At 72.1% G+C, this 18,825-nt stretch carries 19 protein-coding genes and 1 rRNA gene; 4 read left to right on the plus strand and 16 right to left on the minus strand.

Annotated features, from left to right (window positions below; genetic code table 11):
• Positions 1–53: 53 nt before the first annotated feature.
• On the minus strand, positions 54–323 hold the full coding sequence (locus tag ABTY59_RS17825) for a DUF1876 domain-containing protein (RefSeq protein ID WP_352019920.1): 270 nt from the start codon (positions 321–323) through the stop codon (positions 54–56).
• 104 nt (positions 324–427) lie between these two features.
• Here ABTY59_RS17825 and ABTY59_RS17830 point away from each other — a divergent pair, with 104 nt between their 5' ends.
• Positions 428–1,186, plus strand: coding sequence for a DUF4253 domain-containing protein (locus tag ABTY59_RS17830; protein WP_352019886.1), 759 nt, complete (start codon positions 428–430; stop codon positions 1,184–1,186).
• Positions 1,187–1,387: 201 nt separating this feature from the next.
• On the opposite strand, the gene hemB is transcribed toward ABTY59_RS17830, so the two are convergent.
• The 6 genes from hemB to ABTY59_RS17860 all read right to left on the minus strand — a co-directional run bounded on the left by hemB (position 1,388) and on the right by ABTY59_RS17860 (position 8,007).
• The gene (gene hemB / locus ABTY59_RS17835) at positions 1,388–2,389 is read right to left on the minus strand and encodes a porphobilinogen synthase (protein WP_352019887.1); all 1,002 of its coding nucleotides are present in this window, start codon (positions 2,387–2,389) and stop codon (positions 1,388–1,390) included.
• Positions 2,390–2,650: 261 nt separating this feature from the next.
• Positions 2,651–4,321, minus strand: coding sequence for a bifunctional uroporphyrinogen-III C-methyltransferase/uroporphyrinogen-III synthase (locus ABTY59_RS17840; RefSeq protein WP_352019888.1), 1,671 nt, complete (start codon positions 4,319–4,321; stop codon positions 2,651–2,653).
• On the minus strand, positions 4,318–5,304 hold the full coding sequence (gene hemC, locus ABTY59_RS17845) for a hydroxymethylbilane synthase (RefSeq protein WP_352019889.1): 987 nt from the start codon (positions 5,302–5,304) through the stop codon (positions 4,318–4,320). Before hemC ends, ABTY59_RS17840 begins: the two co-directional genes overlap by 4 nt.
• Positions 5,301–6,656 (minus strand): glutamyl-tRNA reductase, encoded by a 1,356-nt coding sequence (locus tag ABTY59_RS17850; protein WP_352019890.1) that lies wholly within the window; start codon positions 6,654–6,656, stop codon positions 5,301–5,303. Before ABTY59_RS17850 ends, hemC begins: the two co-directional genes overlap by 4 nt.
• Positions 6,653–7,456, minus strand: coding sequence for a redox-sensing transcriptional repressor Rex (locus ABTY59_RS17855; RefSeq protein ID WP_352019891.1), 804 nt, complete (start codon positions 7,454–7,456; stop codon positions 6,653–6,655). Before ABTY59_RS17855 ends, ABTY59_RS17850 begins: the two co-directional genes overlap by 4 nt.
• 272 nt (positions 7,457–7,728) lie before the next feature.
• Positions 7,729–8,007 (minus strand): glutaredoxin family protein, encoded by a 279-nt coding sequence (locus tag ABTY59_RS17860; protein ID WP_352019892.1) that lies wholly within the window; start codon positions 8,005–8,007, stop codon positions 7,729–7,731.
• A gap of 94 nt (positions 8,008–8,101) precedes the next feature.
• Here ABTY59_RS17860 and ABTY59_RS17865 point away from each other — a divergent pair, with 94 nt between their 5' ends.
• The 3 genes from ABTY59_RS17865 (at position 8,102) to ABTY59_RS17875 (ending at position 11,815) form a co-directional block, all read left to right on the plus strand.
• Positions 8,102–9,040 (plus strand): HAD family hydrolase, encoded by a 939-nt coding sequence (locus ABTY59_RS17865; protein WP_352019893.1) that lies wholly within the window; start codon positions 8,102–8,104, stop codon positions 9,038–9,040.
• 437 nt (positions 9,041–9,477) lie between these two features.
• The gene (locus tag ABTY59_RS17870; protein WP_041129796.1) at positions 9,478–10,269 is read left to right on the plus strand and encodes an ECF subfamily RNA polymerase sigma factor, BldN family; all 792 of its coding nucleotides are present in this window, start codon (positions 9,478–9,480) and stop codon (positions 10,267–10,269) included.
• A gap of 298 nt (positions 10,270–10,567) precedes the next feature.
• Positions 10,568–11,815: a DUF5667 domain-containing protein gene (locus ABTY59_RS17875; protein WP_352019894.1), complete on the plus strand. Its 1,248-nt coding sequence runs from the start codon at positions 10,568–10,570 to the stop codon at positions 11,813–11,815.
• A gap of 63 nt (positions 11,816–11,878) precedes the next feature.
• Here the strand turns inward: ABTY59_RS17875 and ABTY59_RS17880 are convergent, their stop codons facing one another.
• The 9 genes from ABTY59_RS17880 to rrf all read right to left on the minus strand — a co-directional run.
• Complete coding sequence (locus ABTY59_RS17880) at positions 11,879–12,913, minus strand: lysophospholipid acyltransferase family protein (protein ID WP_352019895.1); 1,035 nt, start codon at positions 12,911–12,913, stop codon at positions 11,879–11,881.
• Between the two features lie 15 nt (positions 12,914–12,928).
• Positions 12,929–13,987: an NAD-dependent epimerase/dehydratase family protein gene (locus tag ABTY59_RS17885; RefSeq protein WP_352019896.1), complete on the minus strand. Its 1,059-nt coding sequence runs from the start codon at positions 13,985–13,987 to the stop codon at positions 12,929–12,931.
• Between the two features lie 138 nt (positions 13,988–14,125).
• Positions 14,126–14,224, minus strand: coding sequence for a 30S ribosomal protein bS22 (locus tag ABTY59_RS17890; protein ID WP_003948845.1), 99 nt, complete (start codon positions 14,222–14,224; stop codon positions 14,126–14,128).
• A 162-nt stretch (positions 14,225–14,386) separates the two neighbouring features.
• Positions 14,387–14,596: a helix-turn-helix domain-containing protein gene (locus tag ABTY59_RS17895; RefSeq protein WP_015034391.1), complete on the minus strand. Its 210-nt coding sequence runs from the start codon at positions 14,594–14,596 to the stop codon at positions 14,387–14,389.
• 127 nt (positions 14,597–14,723) lie between these two features.
• Positions 14,724–15,539, minus strand: a complete 816-nt coding sequence (locus ABTY59_RS17900) for a phosphatase (RefSeq protein ID WP_352019897.1) — start codon at positions 15,537–15,539, stop codon at positions 14,724–14,726.
• An 89-nt stretch (positions 15,540–15,628) separates the two neighbouring features.
• Positions 15,629–16,804, minus strand: a complete 1,176-nt coding sequence (locus ABTY59_RS17905) for an acetoin utilization protein AcuC (protein ID WP_352019898.1) — start codon at positions 16,802–16,804, stop codon at positions 15,629–15,631.
• Positions 16,773–17,972: an MFS transporter gene (locus ABTY59_RS17910; RefSeq protein ID WP_352019899.1), complete on the minus strand. Its 1,200-nt coding sequence runs from the start codon at positions 17,970–17,972 to the stop codon at positions 16,773–16,775. Before ABTY59_RS17910 ends, ABTY59_RS17905 begins: the two co-directional genes overlap by 32 nt.
• A 43-nt stretch (positions 17,973–18,015) precedes the next feature.
• The gene (locus ABTY59_RS17915) at positions 18,016–18,663 is read right to left on the minus strand and encodes an HAD family hydrolase (RefSeq protein ID WP_352019900.1); all 648 of its coding nucleotides are present in this window, start codon (positions 18,661–18,663) and stop codon (positions 18,016–18,018) included.
• Positions 18,664–18,731: 68 nt separating this feature from the next.
• A 5S ribosomal RNA gene (rrf, locus tag ABTY59_RS17920) occupies positions 18,732–18,825 on the minus strand; the annotation flags it as partial.

Below are 18,825 nucleotides of genomic sequence, written 5' to 3' on the forward strand. Positions count from 1 at the left end.
GCCTCGAAGGCGAAGCCCCCGGTACGGACCGCCGTGCCGGGGGCTTCGTCGTGTCAGCGGATGGCGTGCGAGGTCCGGCCGGACACCTCGTCGATCTCCTTGTGGGCCTTCTGCAGCAGCTGGGAGGCGAGGTCCATCAGGGCGCGCGCGCCGGCGATCTCCTCGCCGACCCGCAGCTGGTCCGGATCGGAGGGGTGCCGGTTCGCGGTCCCGTGGGCCCGGAACTCGGTGCCGTCGGAGAGCCGGACCATGGCCGCGGCCCGCGTCCGGTCACCCTCCTCCTGGAACTCCATCTCCACGTGCCATCCGACGAGCGTGTGCATCATGAGGACCACCTCCACCGAGGACCTGTCGGCTACTCCTCCAGGGTGCGCCGCCCGGTGGTGCCCCACCACTCGTTGTCAGTGCCGGCCCGTACGTTCTGGTCATGGCGATGATCCCGAACCAGCTGCCCCTGCTCGTGGCCGATCCGACCGGCCGTTCCCTCGGCCTCGACCTGCCGCCCGGCGCGCTCGCGGGCCCGGCGGACGACCCGTGGCTCTGGGCGGGCCACGGTCCGGCGGGGCCCGCCGCGTGGAGCGCGCTGCGCCCGGCGGCCCGCGGGGCGGGGCTGCTGCCGGTGCTGCTGGGCGTGGAGCGGGGCCTGGAGGAGTGGGAGCTGGAGCCGGAGCGGATGAGCGACCCGGCGGACCACGAGGCGGACGAGGTGCTGGCGGGGTTCTGGGGGTCGGCCCGCGAAGGATCCTGGCCGGGCCTGGCGCGGGCGCAGCCCCCGGCCGCGGACCCCGAGGCCGCGGCGGCCACGGTCGCGGAGATGCTGACGGAGCCGGGTTTCTGGCTGGAGGACGCCCGCCCGGCACTGGTTCCGGCGCGGCGCAGCGCGGACATACCGGCGGTCATCGGCTGGACGGGGCCGGTGAACCACGAGAACGACGTGGCGCGCCTGTGCGCGGTGCTGCGGTCCTGGGAGGACCGGTTCGGCGCCCGGGTGGTGGCGCTGACCTTCGACCAGCTGGTGGTGTCGGTGGCGGCTCCGCCCCGGACCTCGGAGGAGGCCGGGGCGCTGGCGGCGGAGCACCTCGCGTTCTGCCCGGACAACATCACGCAGGGGATCTACGGCACCCTGGGCGAGTACGCCGAGAAGGCCCTCCTGGACACCCCGGTGTGGACCTTCTGGTGGGACTAGTGCCTGTCTTTCGGATCAGGCCGGATCAGGGAGCGGGGCCTGGTGCGTGCGATCGCAAGGCGGAGGAGGGAGGCAACGCGGTGGGGGCACCTCCCAGCGGTAGCTGGGGGAGTTGTCGACCGACGACAACGCGGCGAGCGCGCGTGCCAGGCCCCGCGAGCCCGGCATGATCCGAAAGACAGGCCCTAGTGCTGTCCGGCCCTAGCGCGCGGCGGACAGGTTCCGGGCGACCTCGGTGGCCCAGTAGGTGAGGATCATCTGGGCGCCGGCCCGGCGGATGCCGGTGAGGGTCTCCAGAATGGCCTTGTCGCGGTCGATCCAGCCCTTCTCGGCGGCGGCCTCGACCATCGCGTACTCACCGCTGATCTGGTACGCGGCGACGGGCACGTCCACCGACTCGGCGACCTTCGCGAGCACGTCGAGGTAGGGCCCGGCGGGCTTCACCATGACGACGTCGGCGCCCTCCTCCAGGTCCAGCGCGAGCTCGCGCAGGGACTCGCGGAGGTTGGCGGGGTCCTGCTGGTAGGTCTTGCGGTCGCCCTTGAGGGAGGAGCCGACGGCCTCGCGGAAGGGGCCGTAGAAGGCGGAGGAGTACTTCGCGGTGTACGCGAGGATCGACACGTCCTCCTTGCCGATGGTGTCCAGCGCGTCGCGGACGACCCCGACCTGCCCGTCCATCATTCCGGAGGGCCCGACCATGTGGACGCCGGCGTCGGCCTGCACCTGGGCCATCTCGGCGTAGCGTTCCAGCGTGGCGTCGTTGTCGACGCGGCCGTCGGCGTCGAGGACGCCGCAGTGCCCGTGGTCGGTGAACTCGTCGAGGCACAGGTCGGACATGATGACGAGGTCGTCGCCGACCTCGGCCTTCACGTCCCGGATGGCGACCTGGAGGATCCCGTCGGGGTCGGTCCCGGCGCTGCCGGCGGCGTCCTTCTTGGCGTCCTCGGGCACGCCGAAGAGCATGATCCCGGAGACCCCGGCCTCCAGCGCCTCCACGGCGGCCTTCCGCAGGGTGTCCCGCGTGTGCTGCACGACGCCGGGCATGGCCTGGATCGGCACGGGCTCGGTGATGCCCTCGCGCACGAACGCGGGCAGGATCAGGTCGGCGGGATGCAGGCGCGTCTCGGCCACCATCCGCCGCATGGCGGGCGTCGTCCGCAGCCGCCGCGGGCGCGCCCCGGGAAAGGATCCGTACGAGTTCATAACCCGAGGCTACGCCCGCCGCCCCCGTGCCCTTACAGACAGGTTGTGGGCATACGGCCCCGGTCCCGGCCCCACGCGAAGGGCGCGCCCCCGCCCAGGCGGACCACCAACCGCCCCGGCCCCACGCGAAGGGTGCGGCCCCCGCCCAGGCGGACCACCAACCGCCCCGGCCCCACGCGAAGGGCGCGCCCCCGCCCAGGCGGGCTCCCATGCGAAAGGGTGCGGGCCCGCGCAAGCGGACCCGCACCCCGGGGAAGGCGACTACGTCGTCCGGCGTCTCCGCGCCCCCGGCCGTCGCTCCGACGGCCGCGTCACCGGATCCCCGGCCTCCAGGGCCGACGCGCGACGCCGCAGGCCGAAGTCCGCCAGGGCCTCGGCGAGCTTGTGGACGGAGGGCTCGGGCGAGAGCACGTCGACGCGCAGCCCATGCTCCTCGGCCGTCTTGGCCGTGGCGGGCCCGATGCAGGCGATCACGGTCACGTTGTGCGGCTTGCCGGCGATGCCGACGAGGTTCCGCACGGTGGAGGACGAGGTGAAGAGCACGGCGTCGAAGCCGCCGCCCTTGATCGCCTCACGCGTGTCCGCCGGCGGCGGCGAGGCCCGTACGGTCCGGTAGGCGGTGACGTCGTCGACCTCCCACCCGAGCTCGATGAGCCCCGCGACGAGCGTCTCGGTCGCGATGTCGGCGCGCGGCAGGAAGACACGGTCGATCGGGTCGAAGACCGGGTCGTAGGGCGGCCAGTCCTCGAGGAGACCTGCCGCGGACTGCTCCCCGCTCGGCACCAGGTCCGGCTTCACGCCGAAGTCGACGAGCGCGGCGGCGGTCTGTTCGCCGACCGCGGCGACCTTGATCCCGGCGAAGGCGCGGGCGTCGAGCCCGTACTCCTCGAACTTCTCCCGTACGGCCTTGACCGCGTTCACGGAGGTGAAGGCGATCCACTCGTACCGTCCGGTGACGAGTCCCTTGACGGCCCGCTCCATCTGCTGCGGGGTCCGCGGCGGCTCGACGGCGATGGTCGGCACCTCGTGCGGCACGGCGCCGTACGAGCGCAGCTGGTCGGAGAGCGACGCGGCCTGCTCCTTGGTGCGCGGCACGAGGACCCGCCAGCCGAAGAGCGGCTTGGACTCGAACCAGGACAGCTGGTCCCGCTGCGCCGGGGCGCTGCGCTCGCCGACCACGGCTATGACCGGCCGGTGGCCCTCGGGCGAGGGGAGCACCTTGCCCTGCTTGAAGACCTGGGCGATGGTGCCGAGCGTCGCGTTCCAGGTGCGCTGGCGCGTGGTCGTGCCGGCGATGGTCACGGTGAGCGGGGTGTCCGGCTTACGGCCAGCCGCCACCAGCTCGCCGGCCGCGGCGGCGACCGAGTCCAGGGACGTGGAGACGACGACGGTCCCGTCCGAGGCACCGACCTCGGACCAGCACCGCTCGTCGGCGGTGCGGGCGTCGACGAAGCGCACGTCGGTGCCCTGTGCGTCGCGCAGCGGCACACCGGCGTACGCGGGCACGCCGACGGCGGTGGCGACGCCGGGGACGACCTCGAAGGGGATGCCCTCGGCGGCGCAGGCGAGCATCTCCGCGCCCGCGTTGCCGTCGAGTCCGGGGTCGCCGGTCACCGCACGGACGACCCGCCTGCCGCCCCTCGCGGCCTCCATGACAAGATTGGCCGCATCCCTCAACACGGGGACACCGGCGGTTGTTGACGCCTCGTCAACAACCGTCAGCTCAGGCGTGCTCACCCCCACGCGCGCATGGCCGCGAACGACCTCGAGCACCTCCGGCTCGGCGATCAGGACGTCCGCGCCCGCGAGGGCCTCGACGGCCCTGAGGGTCAGGAGTCCGGGGTCACCCGGGCCTGCGCCGAGGAACGTGACGTGCCCATGACCCGCGAAGGCCGGGGACAGGGGGCTGGTGGTCGGGCTGGTGGGGCTCAAAGTGCTCGCTCCCCCATAAGACCGGCCGCACCCTTGGCGAGCATCTCGTCCGCGAGTTCGCGTCCGAGCGCCAGGGCCTCGTCGTGCGAGGTGGGTACGGGTCCGGTGGTGGACAGCTGCACCAGCGTCGAGCCGTCGGTGGTGCCGACGACGCCGCGCAGGCGCATTTCGGTGACAACCTGCCCGTGACCGGGGTCGTCGGCCAGCAGGTCGGCGAGCGCACCCACAGGTGCGGAGCAGCCGGCCTCCAGGGCGGCGAGCAGGGATCGCTCGGCGGTCACGGCGGCCCGCGTGTGCGGGTCGTCGAGCGGCGCGAGCGCGGCGACGAGTTCGGTGTTCGACGCCAGGCATTCGACGGCCAGGGCCCCCTGGCCGGGGGCGGGCAGGACGGTGTCGACGGGCAGCCGCTCGGCGGACAGGCCGCCGAGGAGCTCGTCGGTCCCGCCGATGCGGTTGAGTCCGGCCGCGGCCAGGACGACCGCGTCCAGCTCGCCCTCGCGGACGTAGCCGACGCGGGTGTCGACGTTGCCGCGGATGGGGACGCAGGTGATGTCCAGGCCGTGGCTCCGCGCGTAGGCGTGGAGCTGCGCCATCCGGCGCGGGGAGCCGGTGCCGACGCGCGCGCCCTGGGGCAGCGTGTCCAGCGTGACGCCCTCGCCCGCGATCAGTACGTCGCGCGGGTCCTCGCGCGGCGGGATCGCGGCCAGCACCAGGTCGGGGTGCTGTGCGGTCGGCAGGTCCTTCAGGGAGTGCACGGCGAAGTCCACCTCGCCGGCGAGCAGCGCGTCGCGGAGCGCGGCGACGAAGACGCCGGTGCCGCCGATCTGCGCCAGGTGCTCCCGGGAGGTGTCCCCGTACGTCGTGATCTCCACGAGCTCGACGGGCCGGCCGGTCAGCTGCCGGACGGCGTCGGCCACGTGCCCGGACTGGGCCATGGCGAGCTTGCTGCGCCTGGTCCCGAGCCTCAGTGCCCTCTCGGTCATACTCGCCCTCGGTTCTTGACGTCGGCGTCATTCAGGTCGGCCCGGCTGACAGAAGCCACCGTCTCCGGGTCGAGGTCGAAGAGTGTCCGCAGCGCGTCCGCGTACCCGGCGCCGCCGGGCTCGCTGGCCAGCTGCTTGACCCGCACGGTCGGCGCGTGCAGGAGCTTGTCGACCACCCGGCGCACGGTCTGGGTGATCTCGGCGCGCTGCTTGTCGTCGAGGCCGGGGAGGCGGCCTTCGAGCCGGGCGACCTCGCCCGCGACGACCTCGGCGGCCATCGTGCGCAGGGCGACGACGGTCGGGGTGATGTGGGCGGCGCGCTGGGCGGCGCCGAAGGCGGCGACCTCGTCGGAGACGATGCCCCGGACCTGGTCGACGTCGGCGGCCATGGGGGCGTCGGCGGAGGCCTCGGCGAGCGACTCGATGTCGACGAGCCGGACGCCGGGGACGCGGTGGGCGGCGGCGTCGATGTCGCGGGGCATCGCGAGGTCGAGGAGGTACTGGGGTGCCCGGCGGCCGCGTGCGGCGTCCTCGACGGCCTCGCCGGTGAGGACGAGTCCGGTGGCGCCGGTGCAGGAGACGACGACGTCGGCACGTGTCAGTTCGTCGCCGACGGCAACCATCTCGGCCGCGCGTGCGGTGACGCCCGTCCCTCCGGGCTCGCTCAGGATCTGCGCGAGCCGCTCGGCGCGGGCCAGGGTGCGGTTGGCGATGACGATCTCGGAGACGCCGGAGCGCGCGAGCGTGGCGGCGGCGAGCGAGGACATCGAGCCGGCGCCGATGACGAGGGCCCGCTTGCCCTTGGCCCAGGTCTCGACGTCGGTGTCCTGGGCGAGCTGCTCCAGGCCGAAGGTGACCAGGGACTGCCCGGCCCGGTCGATCCCGGTCTCGCTGTGGGCGCGCTTGCCGACCCTCAGGGCCTGCTGGAACAGGTCGTTGAGGAGCCGTCCCGCGGTGTGGAGGTCCTGGCCGAGGGCGAGGGTGTCCTTGATCTGGCCGAGGATCTGACCCTCGCCGACGACCATGGAGTCGAGTCCGCAGGCCACCGAGAAGAGGTGGTGGACGGCCCGGTCCTCGTAGTGCACGTAGAGATAGGGAGTGAGCTCGTCCAGGCCGACGCCGCTGTGCTGCGCGAGCAGCGTGGACAGCTCGGCGACACCGGCGTGGAACTTGTCCACGTCGGCGTAGAGCTCGATGCGGTTGCAGGTGGCCAGGACGGTGGCCTCGGCGGCCGGTTCGGCGGCGAGGGTGTCCTGGAGCAGCTTGGCCTGGGTGTCCGCCGACAGCGAGGCCCGCTCCAGGATGGAGACCGGGGCGCTGCGGTGGCTCAGCCCGACGACGAGGAGGCTCATGCCGGCATCACCGCGGGGACGTCCCCGTCGGGTCCCTTGCGGCCGGTGCCGCCCGTGGCGCCACGGGGGGCCGGCGGCGCGACGGCGGAGGTCTCGGGCTCGGCGGCCGCGTCGCTGTCGTCCTCGGCGCTGCTCTCCTCGCCGGCCTTGCGCTGCTCGTGGAAGGCGAGGATCTGCAGCTCGATGGAGAGGTCGACCTTGCGGACGTCGACGCCGTCGGGCACGGAGAGCACGGTCGGGGCGAAGTTCAGGATGGAGGTGACTCCGGCGGCCACGAGCCGGTCGCAGACCTGCTGGGCGACGCCGGCCGGGGTCGCGATGACGCCGATGGAGACGCCGTCCTCGTTGATGATCTTCTCGAGGTCGTCGCTGTGCTGGACGGGGATCCCGGCGACCGGCTTGCCGGTCATGGCGGGGTCGGCGTCGATGAGCGCGGCGACGCGGAAGCCACGGGAGGCGAAGCCGCCGTAGCCGGCGAGGGCGGCACCGAGGTTGCCGATGCCGACGATGACGACGGGCCAGTCCTGGGTGAGGCCCAGCTCACGGGAGATCTGATAGACGAGGTACTCGACGTCGTAGCCGACACCACGGGTGCCGTACGAGCCGAGGTAGCTGAAGTCCTTGCGCAGCTTGGCGGAGTTGACCCCCGCCGCGGCCGCGAGCTCCTCGGAGGAGACCGTGGGTACGGAACGCTCCGAGAGCGCGGTGAGTGCGCGCAGATACAGCGGAAGCCGGGCGACGGTGGCCTCGGGAATTCCTCGGCTACGGGTCGCCGGTCGGTGAGTTCGGCCAGTTGCCACGGTGCTCCTGCGGGATGAGCGGGGCTGCAGGCGGCCATATGTCCCAAGACCGCCCCGTCGAATGCAGGCTATGTCTTTGTGAACGCGTGCACAAAGATGGTGTCCGTTTTGTCTGCCCAAAGTGACCGGGGTCACGCGGCCGGTTCGTATCGTCCCGGAACCGCGGAGTGTGTCAGCGCGTCGAGAACCCGAAGGGGGCAAAGCCGCACACTCTCCTCACGCCACTGCCCCCGAAACCCAACAAAACGTCCATGATGGTAACCGTCTTTCGGTCACGCACCCAGTTCGCGCCGGAGCCGGCCGGCGTCGACGCGCCAGAAGGTGTGCTGTTCGCCGTCGATCAGGACCACGGGGATCTGCTCCCAGTAGGCCCGGTGGAGCTCCTCGTCCCGGGTGATGTCCTTCTCCTCCCAGGATGCCCCCGTCTCCGCGCACACGGCCTCGATCACCGCGCGCGCGTCGTCGCAGAGGTGGCATCCCGGCTTGCCGATCAGCGTCACGGTCCGCGACCCGGCGTCCTTCTTCTTCGTACGTCCGAACATGACGCCCATTCTGGCGCCAGGTAACAGGGGAGTCCCCCACTGTTCACACCACGGCATCCTCACAAGTCGGGAAGTACCGAACAGACTGGCTATGCTCAACGGCATGGCCGCTCTGGGATGGCTCACCCCCCGTAGGCGCTCCGCCACCGCGCGCAGCGTCCTGGCAGGCGAGGCCGCCGCGGAGGCGGCGCGCAAGTCCTCGCTCCAGCTGGAAGCGGAGCGCGAGGAGTCCGCCGCCGAGTCCGCCGAGCCCGAGTTCCCGGTCGTCGGCGACGTCCGCGCGGCCGCCTTCTTCGACCTCGACAACACCGTGATGCAGGGCGCCGCGCTCTTCCACTTCGGCCGCGGCCTGTACAAGCGGAAGTTCTTCCAGCGCCGTGAACTCGCGCGCTTCGCCTGGGCGCAGGCCTGGTTCAGGATCGCCGGCGTCGAGGACCCGGAGCACATGCAGGACGCCCGCGACAGCGCCCTGTCCATCGTCAAGGGCCACCGCGTCTCCGAGCTGATGTCGATCGGCGAGGAGATCTACGACGAGTACATGGCGGACCGCATCTGGCCCGGGACCCGCGGCCTCGCCCAGGCGCACCTGGACGCCGGCCAGAAGGTCTGGCTGGTCACGGCGGCCCCGGTGGAGACGGCCACGATCATCGCCCGCCGTCTCGGCCTGACCGGCGCGCTCGGCACGGTCGCCGAGTCGGTCGACGGCGTCTACACGGGCAAGCTGGTCGGCGAGCCCCTGCACGGACCGGCGAAGGCCGAGGCTGTCCGGGCGCTCGCCGCCGCCGAGGGCCTCGACCTGGGCCGCTGCGCCGCGTACAGCGACTCGCACAACGACATCCCGATGCTGTCGCTGGTGGGGCACCCGTACGCGATCAACCCGGACACCAAGCTCCGCAAGCACGCGAAGGCCCGGGACTGGCGGCTGCGCGACTACCGGACCGGCCGCAAGGCCGCGAAGGTCGGCATCCCCGCCGCCGCGGGCCTGGGCGCGCTGGCCGGCGGCACCGCCGCCGCGGTCGCCCTGCACCGCCGCCGCCGCTGACGCGCCGCCCGGGGATCACGCGCCCCGGCTCGCCGAGCCCTGCCGATACGTTTCGGCTGCGATCATCTGCGACAACCCCGGACCAGGCGCCCTCACCCGTCCGTGGTCGAACACCCCCGCACACGTCGACCCGCGGGCATTCCGGCCTCCTTACCCAGCAGCGGCCACAATCACTCGCCCCTCCCGGACTTGAGCACAACGCAACGCCCGCGCAGTCACACTCGTAAGCAAACCGATCAACAACCGGTCACGAACTGGGCCCTTATTCGACTGCAAGCAGTAACGGAAATGACGTAACCGGTGATTTGAGCAACTGGGTGTAGCGCTGCCTGTACGAAGCGTTATTCTCCTCAGACGCACAAAGGACCCCTCACGTCGCCACGACGGGTGAACGGTCCCGCACTGCACGTGATGGAAGCTCTGCCTCTGGGAGTCCCGTGTACCCACACGTCGGGGTTGACACCTCGGGCCTGGCTACGCTGCGCGCAACGGTCCTCGACCACTTGCGCGGCTTCGTCCCCACCGCGTACGCCGGCCCTGTCCCCGCCTTCGCCTTCGCCGCACCGGCACCCGCCGGCCCTTGCTACGCCCTGGCCGAGGGCGGCGCCGCCGTGAGCAGACGGGGCGCCCGCTCCGGCTCCGGAACCTCGACCACCGCCCGCCGCCCCACCGCCGACAGCGACAGCGCCCGCATGATGGACCTGGTCGAGCGCGCCCAGGCCGGCGAGGCCGAGGCCTTCGGCCGCCTGTACGACCAGTACAGCGACACGGTCTACCGCTACATCTACTACCGCGTCGGCGGGAAGGCGACGGCGGAGGACCTCACCAGCGAGACCTTCCTGCGCGCCCTGCGCCGGATCTCCACCTTCACCTGGCAGGGCCGCGACTTCGGCGCCTGGCTGGTCACCATCGCGCGGAACCTGGTCGCCGACCACTTCAAGTCCAGCCGCTTCCGCCTGGAAGTCACCACCGGCGAGATGCTCGACGCCAACGAGGTCGAGCGGAGCCCCGAGGACTCCGTCCTGGAGTCCCTCTCCAACGCCGCACTGCTCGACGCGGTCCGGCGGCTCAACCCCCAGCAGCAGGAGTGCGTGACCCTGCGCTTCCTGCAGGGCCTCTCGGTCGCCGAGACCGCCCGCGTCATGGGCAAGAACGAGGGCGCGATCAAGACCCTCCAGTACCGGGCCGTCCGCACCCTGGCCCGTCTCCTCCCGGACGACGCCCGCTGACCGCTCCGCACCCCCCACACGCCCCCCTCCACCCCGCTCCGCGCCCCCACCCCCACCCTTCCCCCCACGTCCCCACGACCCCCGTCTCCCTCACAGTCGGTGACGCCTCGATGACGCACTGGTCCGATCATCTTTCGCGCGTAACCCAAGTGCCGCGCCGCTCGTTGTGCGGGATGCAGGCTCCCTGTGGTCACGCCATGTCCGCAGCCACTCACTCTTTCGTGTGGATGTGCTCAAGGTGTGCAACCTTCCGGACACCCCGGGGAGTCGACCGTCATGACGAGAGGAGGTGCCGCCAGTGATCGCGAACGTATCGGCGCACCGGCGGGCGAACGCCTTCGCCCAGGCCCTGGAGGACCGGGCGTCCGAGGACGCGGCGGCCGAGCAGCCCGAGGCCCCGGCGGAACCAGCCGAACCCGCCGGACAAGGGCGGCTGTTGGCCCTGGCGAACGGCCTCGGCACACTGCCGAAGCCACAGCTCGACCCCGAGGTCAAGGTGGTGCAGCGAGCCCAGCTCGTCGCCGCCATGGAAGCGATGCTCATGGAGGGGGGTGCCGGAGCGGGCCCTACGGTGCCGGAGCAACGGACGTCCGCAGGCAGGGGAGCCCACCGGGCGTCCCCGCTCCGGAAGCTCCGCCCCCGGTCCCGCTGGACCAAGGGCCTCGCCGCCGGCGGCCTCACGGTCGGTGTCGCGGCGGGCGCCTTCGGCGGCGTGGCCGCCGCCAGCTCCGACGCCCTCCCCGGTGACTCGCTCTACGGGCTCAAGCGGGGCATGGAGGACATCAAGCTGGGCATGGCGGACGACGACGCGGACCGCGGCGGCATCTACCTCGACCAGGCCTCCACCCGCCTCAGCGAAGCCCGGCGCCTCATGGAGCGCGGCCGCGCCGGAGACCTCGACCACGAGTCACTCGCCGAGATCCGCCGCGTCCTGGGCGGAATGAAGCACGATGCCGCCGAGGGCCACCGGCTGCTCCGCGCGGCGTACGACCGGGACGGCGAGATCGGCCCGATGGCACGACTCAACTCCTTCGCCCAGGCCCACCGGGACACCTGGAACGGCCTCCGCGACCGGCTCCCCGTCCAACTGGCGGACGTCGGCAGCGAGGTCACGGACGTCTTCGACGCCATAGACGAAGACGTCGAGCCGCTCCAGTCGGTGCTGCCCCGCACCCCCGAGAAGGGCGCGGTCGGCTCCGAGAGCCCGCGCAGCAGGCCCGGCGGCACCCAGAGCACCCCGGGCACGGACACCCACCGGCCGCCGGCCGGCCAGGAGTCCTCGCCCTCGGGCAGCCACGCGGCCACGCCCCACCCGTCCGGGACCGGCCCTGGCGCCACCCCGAGCACGGGCAGCGGCACGGGCTCACCGGAGGACGACGGCCTCCTCGGCGGCAGCGCCGGCGGACTGCTCAAGCCCTCCCCGACGGGCGCACCCACGGCACCCGCCGAGGGCCAGTCCACCCCGGACATGCCGGACGTGACCCTGCCACCACTCCTGCCGGGCCTGCTTCCGGGCCTCGGCATCGACAGCGAGGACGCTCGCTGACACGAAGAAGGGGCGCCCCCACGGACGGGGGGCGCCCCTTCTTCGTACCGCCGGGAAGACCGCTCAGAAGAACACGGACCGCCGCTGCACCAGCAGCTTGTACAGCGTGTGCTGGATCTGCTCCCGCACCTGGTCCGTCAGGTTGAACATCAGCATCGGGTCCTCCGCCGCCTCCGGCGCGTACGAGTCCGTCGGGATCGGCTCGCCGAACTGGATCGTCCACTTCGTCGGCAGCGGCAGCGCCCCGAGCGGCCCCAGCCACGGGAACGTCGGGGTGAGCGGGAAGTACGGGAACCCCAGCACACGCGCCAGGGTCCTGGCGTTCCCCAGCATCGGGTATATCTCCTCGGCGCCCACGATCGAGCAGGGCACGATCGGCACCCCGGCCCGCAGCGCCGTCGACACGAAACCGCCCCGCCCGAACCGCTGCAGCTTGTACCGCTCCCCGAACGGCTTCCCGATCCCCTTGAAGCCCTCCGGCATCACCCCGACGATCTCGCCGGAGCGCAGCAGCCGCTCCGCGTCCTCGGCGCAGGCCAGCGTGTGCCCCGCCTTGCGGGCCAGCTCGTTCACGACCGGCAGCACGAAGACCAGGTCCGCCGCGAGCAGCCGGAGATGCCGCCCGGCCGGATGGTGGTCGTGCACGGCGACCTGCATCATCAACCCGTCGAGCGGCAGCGTCCCCGAGTGGTTGGCGACGATCAGCGCCCCGCCCTCGGCCGGGATGTTCTCGACGCCCTTCACCTCCACCCGGAAGTACTTCTCGTACAGCGGGCGCAGCAGCGACATCAGGACCTGGTCGGTGAGCTCCTCGTCGTACCCGAACTCGTCCACCTCGTACGCGCCGGTGACCCGCCGCCGGAGGAACGCCAGCCCGCCCGCGAGCCGCCGCTCCCAGCCGCTCGCGGGAGGCGGCACCGCGGCCTCCTGCGGCCCCTCCGCCCGCGCCGCCCCCCGGGCGCCCGGCTCCGGCTCCCCAGGCGCCTCCTTGGGCCCCGGCAGGGCCCGTACGGCCGCCGCCTCGCCCTCGGCCCTGGCGGGCCGTCGCCGGGCCCGTGAGCGGTCGTCGTCGAACGGAATGACCTTGGCGTCCGCCATCGCAGTCGGGTCTCCTCAGGCGCCGTGATGAAGGGGGGAAGCGTCAGAAGTGCCGAGCCGCCCGGCGAGCCGGTCCACCGCCCCGGCGAGCAGCTCGGGCGGCAGCAGCCCCGGTCCCCGGCCGCGCGCGAAGTCGGCGAGCGCCTCCGCCGTCGAGTAGCGCGGCGAGAAGCCGAGGACCTCCCGCGTCTGCGCCGTCGAGACCACCCGGCCGTGGGTGAGCAGCCGGATCTGCTCGGGCGCGAAGTCGGTGATCCCGACCGTACGCAGCGCCGTGCCCACCCAGGTCACCGCGGGCAGCAGCACCGGCACCGTCGGGCGTCCCAGCCGCCGCGCGCACTGGGAGAGCAGCAGCACCCCGTCCCCGGCCACGTTGAACGTGCCGCTGTTCTGGGTCGCCCTGCGGGGCTCGTGCGCGCCCAGGCGCAGCACGTCGATCACGTCGTCCTCGTGGACGAACTGCAGCCGCGGGTCGTAGCCGAGGACGGTCGGCAGCACCGGCAGCGCCAGGTACTCGGCGAGCGGCGAGTCGACACGGGGCCCCAGGATGTTCGCGAACCGCAGCACGCACACCGCCACGTCCGGCCGGCGCCGGGCGAAACCCCGGACGTACCCCTCGACCTCGACGGCGTCCTTCGCGAAGCCACCGCTCGGCAGGGACTTCGCGGGCGTCGTCTCGGTGAAGACGGCCGGGTCCCGGGGCGCGGAGCCGTAGACGCTCGTACTGGACTTGATGACGAGCCGCCCGACCCGCGGGGACTTCTGGCAGGCGCCGAGCAGCTGCATGGTGCCGATGACGTTGGTCTCCTTGACCGACGTCCGGCCGCCGCCGCCGAGCGCCGTACCGGTGACGTCCAGATGGACCACCGTGTCGACGTCGTGCTCGGCGAGGACCTTCGCGATCTCCGGCCGGCGGATGTCCGCCCGGACGAACTCGGCGGCGCCGAGCTGGTGCGCCGGGTCGACCGCGTCCACCGCGATCACCCGCTCCACCTCCGGGTCCCGCTGGATCCGCCGCACGAAACGGCCGCCCAGATGCCGGGCCGCACCGGTGACGAGCACGACCTTGCCCACATCAGCGCCTTCCGTCGTCGCTCCCGTTGGTCGACACCGTAGCGCCTCGATGTTTCCCCGAGACAAAAAGCGTGGCCCTCCACCGCGAACGGTGAAGGGCCACGCCTGACGCACAAACGCTGCGAAGCAGCTGTCGCCTTACTTCTTGTTGCGACGCTGAACGCGCGTGCGCTTGAGCAGCTTGCGGTGCTTCTTCTTGGCCATCCGCTTACGCCGCTTCTTGATAACAGAGCCCACGACTACCCTCGCTCACTTCTCGGAACATCCCCGCCTCCCGGCGGGGATCGGTGCGGGGCGTCTGGGCCCACACGACCTACGTCGGCCTAGCCTACCGTCCCGAGCACCGCGCAAGTAATCCGAGGGCCGGACTCAGCTCACCGGCTGTTCGCCGCGCGCTCGCTACGCGGTCCCCACCCCCACGAAGGACTCCCGCAGGTACTCGTGAACCGCCTGTTCCGGCACCCGGAAGGACCTGCCCACCCGGATCGCCGGCAGATGACCGCTGTGCACCAAGCGGTACACGGTCATCTTCGAGACGCGCATCACCGAGGCGACTTCCGCCACGGTCAGAAACTTGACCTCGTTGAGAGGTCGTTCGCCAGCAGCCATGACCCACCTGTACCTTCCGCCGCGACGCCCACCGGCTTCCCCTCCGGTGACTCTTCGTCGTCGAGCGCTCACGCTCCAGACTAGGGGCGGGTGGTACGAGTGGGGAAGAGGAGCTGCCATCGGCCGTTTACCGTGACAGACACGCTCGATTGAGTACATAGCGCGTCAGCGGGAGGTACGAGGCGGAGCGCACGCCGTCGTCAAGCGGAACGGCCACCGACACCTGCCCCTCCGCCTCCCCCACGAACAGCGCCGGATCATCCGTATCGGCGAGACCGATGGCCTCGATACCCAGCTGACCTGCCCCGCAGACCCATCCGTGGTCTCCCACCACGAGCTCCGGCAGCGGCCCGCCGCACTCCGCCGCGCTCTCCAGAGCGGCCCTAACCGGCAGCGGCGAATGGGTGTGCGCCCCCGGCACACGCCCCCCGCCGAACGGCCCCGGTTCCCGTACCAGCGCGACCCCGCGTACGTAGTCGAGGAGGTACGTGCGTACGCCGAACCGGGTCGTTATGTCGACACATCGCCCCTGCGCCGGTGTGAGGACAAGACATCCCGCCGCCGACAACGCGTCTGCGAGAGCGACGTAGAAACCGAGCAGACGATGCGGATGCCCCGTCCCCAGGAGCACCGGAACCCGCCGCGCCGCCGCCGCACCCAGCCGCGCCGCGAAGGCGTCGAGCCCCCGCACCGTACGCTCCGGATCGATCACGTCGGGCCCCGACCGGTGCCCCGGATCCCCCGACACCCCGCACTTGTCCGCCATCAGACGCAGCAGACCCGCCTCGTCCCACCCCCACACCGGATCGAGCCCCAGCAGCACCCGCGGATCACGCGCCGCGAACAGCCGATAGCTCCGCAGGTTCTCCTCCCGCGAGGTCGCCACCCTGCCCGCCAACCCCGACGCCAACAGATGCGCCCGCAACGCCCCGGTACTCAACACCCGTCCGATGCTGCCGGAACACCACCGCCCGAGGATCCAAACCTCCCGGACACCCCACCGTCGGCGTAACGCCCGGGAGAACGTTCCCGCTAGGCCAGCAGCCCCCGCAGCGGGAACGCCGCCCTACGCGTCGCCAGCACCGCCTGGTCGAGCCGGTCCGCCGGGTCGTACCCCTCCGCCCAGTCCCGGAAGCCCACCGGCCACCGCCCGTCCGTCATCCGCCGCGGACCCGGCTGCCGGGTCCGCGCGTACACCTCGTCCCGCCAGGACGCGGGGATCACCGACTCCGGATCCACCGGAGCGTGCGCCGCGATCCCCACCAGATGCGTCCACGACCGCGGTACGACGTCCACCACCGCGTACCCCCCACCGCCGAGCGCCAGCCAGCGCCCCTCCGCGTACGTGTGCGCCAGCTCGTGACAGGCCTCCTGCACCGCCCGCTGCGCGTCCAGCGACACCGCCAGGTGCGCCAGCGGATCCTCGAAGTGCGTGTCCGCCCCGTGCTGCGTCACCAGCACCTGCGGCCGGAAGTCCGCCAGCAGCTCCGGCACGACCGCGTGGAACGCCCGCACCCACCCCGCGTCCCCCGTCCCCGCCGGCAGCGCCACGTTCACGGCCCCGCCCTCACCGGCCCCCGCCGCGCCCGTCTCCTCAGGCCAGCCCGTCTGCGGGAACAACGTCCGCGGATGCTCGTGCAGCGAGACCGTCAGAACCCTCGGGTCCTCCCAGAACGCCGCCTGCACCCCGTCCCCGTGGTGCACGTCCACATCCACGTACGCCACCCGCTCCGCGCCCAGCTCCAGCAGCCGGGCGATCGCCAGCGAAGCGTCGTTGTAGATGCAGAAACCGGAGGCCGCGCCCGGCATCGCGTGGTGCAGCCCGCCCGCGAAGTTCACCGCGTGCGCGGCCTCCCCCCGCCAGACCGCCTCCGCCGCGCCCACCGACTGCCCGGCGATCAGCGCCGACACCTCGTGCATCCCGGCGAACGCCGGATCGTCGACCGTGCCCAGCCCGTACGCCTGGTCCGCGCGGCGCGGATCGGCCGAGGCCGCCCGCACCGCCGCCACGTAGTCCTCACGATGCACCAGCCGCAGCGTCGAGTCCCCGGCCGGCTTCGCCGCGACCACGTCCACCGCCCGGTCGAGCCCGTAGGCCCGCACCAGCGACATCGTCAGCGCGAGCCGTACCGGATCCATCGGATGCTCGGACCCGAAGTCGTACTGCGTGACAGCTTCATCCCACATCAACAGTGCGCGGCCGCTCATGCCCGCCACCGTATCGGGCCTCGCGCGAACCGAACGACGTGGCATACACCACCGTGAAGAGCACCAGCACCATCGGCACCACCATGGCCCCCCGATAGCTCCACGCGTCCCCGAGCGCCCCCACCAACGGAGACCCCACGAGGAACCCGACGTAGTTGAAGACGTTCAACCGCGCGACCGCCGCGTCACTCGCCCCCGGGAACAGACGCCCCGCCGCGGCGAAGGTCTGCGGCACGACCACGCTCAGCCCGAGCCCCAGCACCGTGAACCCGGCGATCCCCGCCCAGGCACCCGGCGCCACGGCGACCACCGCGAACCCGAGCCCCGCGAGCACCGCCCCCGCCCGGACGACCACCACGGCCCCGAACCGCCGCACCCCCAAGTCCCCGACGGCCCGCCCCAGCAGCGTCGTCACCATGTACGCGTTGTACGGCACGGTCGCCAGCTCCTCCGAGCTGTGCAGCACGTCCTGGAGGTACTTGGCACTCCAGTTGGAGACCGTCGAGTCCCCGATGTACGCGAAGGTCATCACGAGACAGAGCGGCAGCAGCACCTTGAAGACGACACCGCCGCCCTTCCCCTCCCCGGCCCCGTCCGGCGCGGACCCGTCACCGGCCACGTACCACCGGCTGCCGACGAACGCCACGGGCAGCAGCACGGCCACCACCGGCAGGTAGGACACGAACAGCGACAGATGCCAGTGCGCCCCCACCCACGCCAGCGAGGCCCCGGCGATCCCGCCGAGGCTGTACGAGGCGTGGAAGCCGAGCATGATGCTCCGCCCGTACGCCCGCTGGAGGCTCACCCCCAGCATGTTCATCGACGCGTCCAGGGCACCCACGGCCAGACCGAAGAGCCCCAGCGCGATCGCGGCCTGCCACAGCGCGGACCCCAGCCCCACGGACAGCAGGGCCAGCAGCACGAAGGGCTGCGCCCACCGCAGCACCACCGCGGGGCCGACCCGGGCGACGACCTTCTCGGTCGCCACGCTCGCCACACCCGCAAGGATCGGCACCGCCGCCAGGAAGACCGGCAGCAGCCCGTCGGAGATCCCGTACTGGTCCTGGATCGCCGGTATTCGAGTCACGAGCAGGGCGAAGGTGACCCCCTGCACGAAGAAACTGACCGCCAGGGAGCCCCGCCCCCGCCGCACACGCGCATCCGTCATGGCGGCACAGCGTACGGCCGGAAACTACCGCTGGGTAGATGGATCACATCCCCAAAATCGCGAGGAGCTCGTCCATCTCCCGGAAGTACCCCTTCGCCCCGCTGAGCTTGGCCTCCGGCGTCATCGCCGTGTACCCGTACACGTCCATCCCGGCCGCCAGGGCGGCCCGCACCCCGAGCCCGCTGTCCTCCACCACGACGCACCGCTCGGGAGCGACCCCCATCCGCTCGGCGGCGTACAGGAACAGGTCGGGCGCCGGCTTGCCCCGGCCGACGTCCTCGGCACTGAACACGACCCCGTCCCCGAAGTGGACGTCGAGCCCGGTCTTCCGGTGCCCCACCCGGATCCGCTCATGACTCCCCGAGGACGCGACACAGTACGGAACACCGGCGGCGGCCAGCCCCTTGAGCACCTCCGCGGCGCCGGCGACGGCCTCCAACTCCGCCTGGAACGCGGCGAACACCCGCGCGTGGAAGACCTCGTCGAAGTCACCGGGCAACCGCTTCCCGCTGCGCTCCTCGACGAGCTCGTGGATCCGGTGCATCGCGGAGCCCATGAAGTCCCGGACGGACTCCTCGTACGTGGTGGGGTGGCCGAGCTCCGTCAGATAGCCGGCCAACAAGGTGTTGGAAATCGGCTCGCTGTCCACGAGCACACCGTCGTTGTCGAAGATGACCAGGTCGTATCGCATGACAGACAGCCTAGAACGCAAAAATGCCTCAACCCCCGGACATAGTCCAGGGGTTGAGGCTAAAAATTGTTCGGCGGCGTCCTACTCTCCCACAGGGTCCCCCCTGCAGTACCATCGGCGCTGAAAGGCTTAGCTTCCGGGTTCGGAATGTAACCGGGCGTT

The organism is Streptomyces sp. NPDC096079 (assembly GCF_040303145.1).
GTDB lineage: Bacteria > Actinomycetota > Actinomycetes > Streptomycetales > Streptomycetaceae > Streptomyces.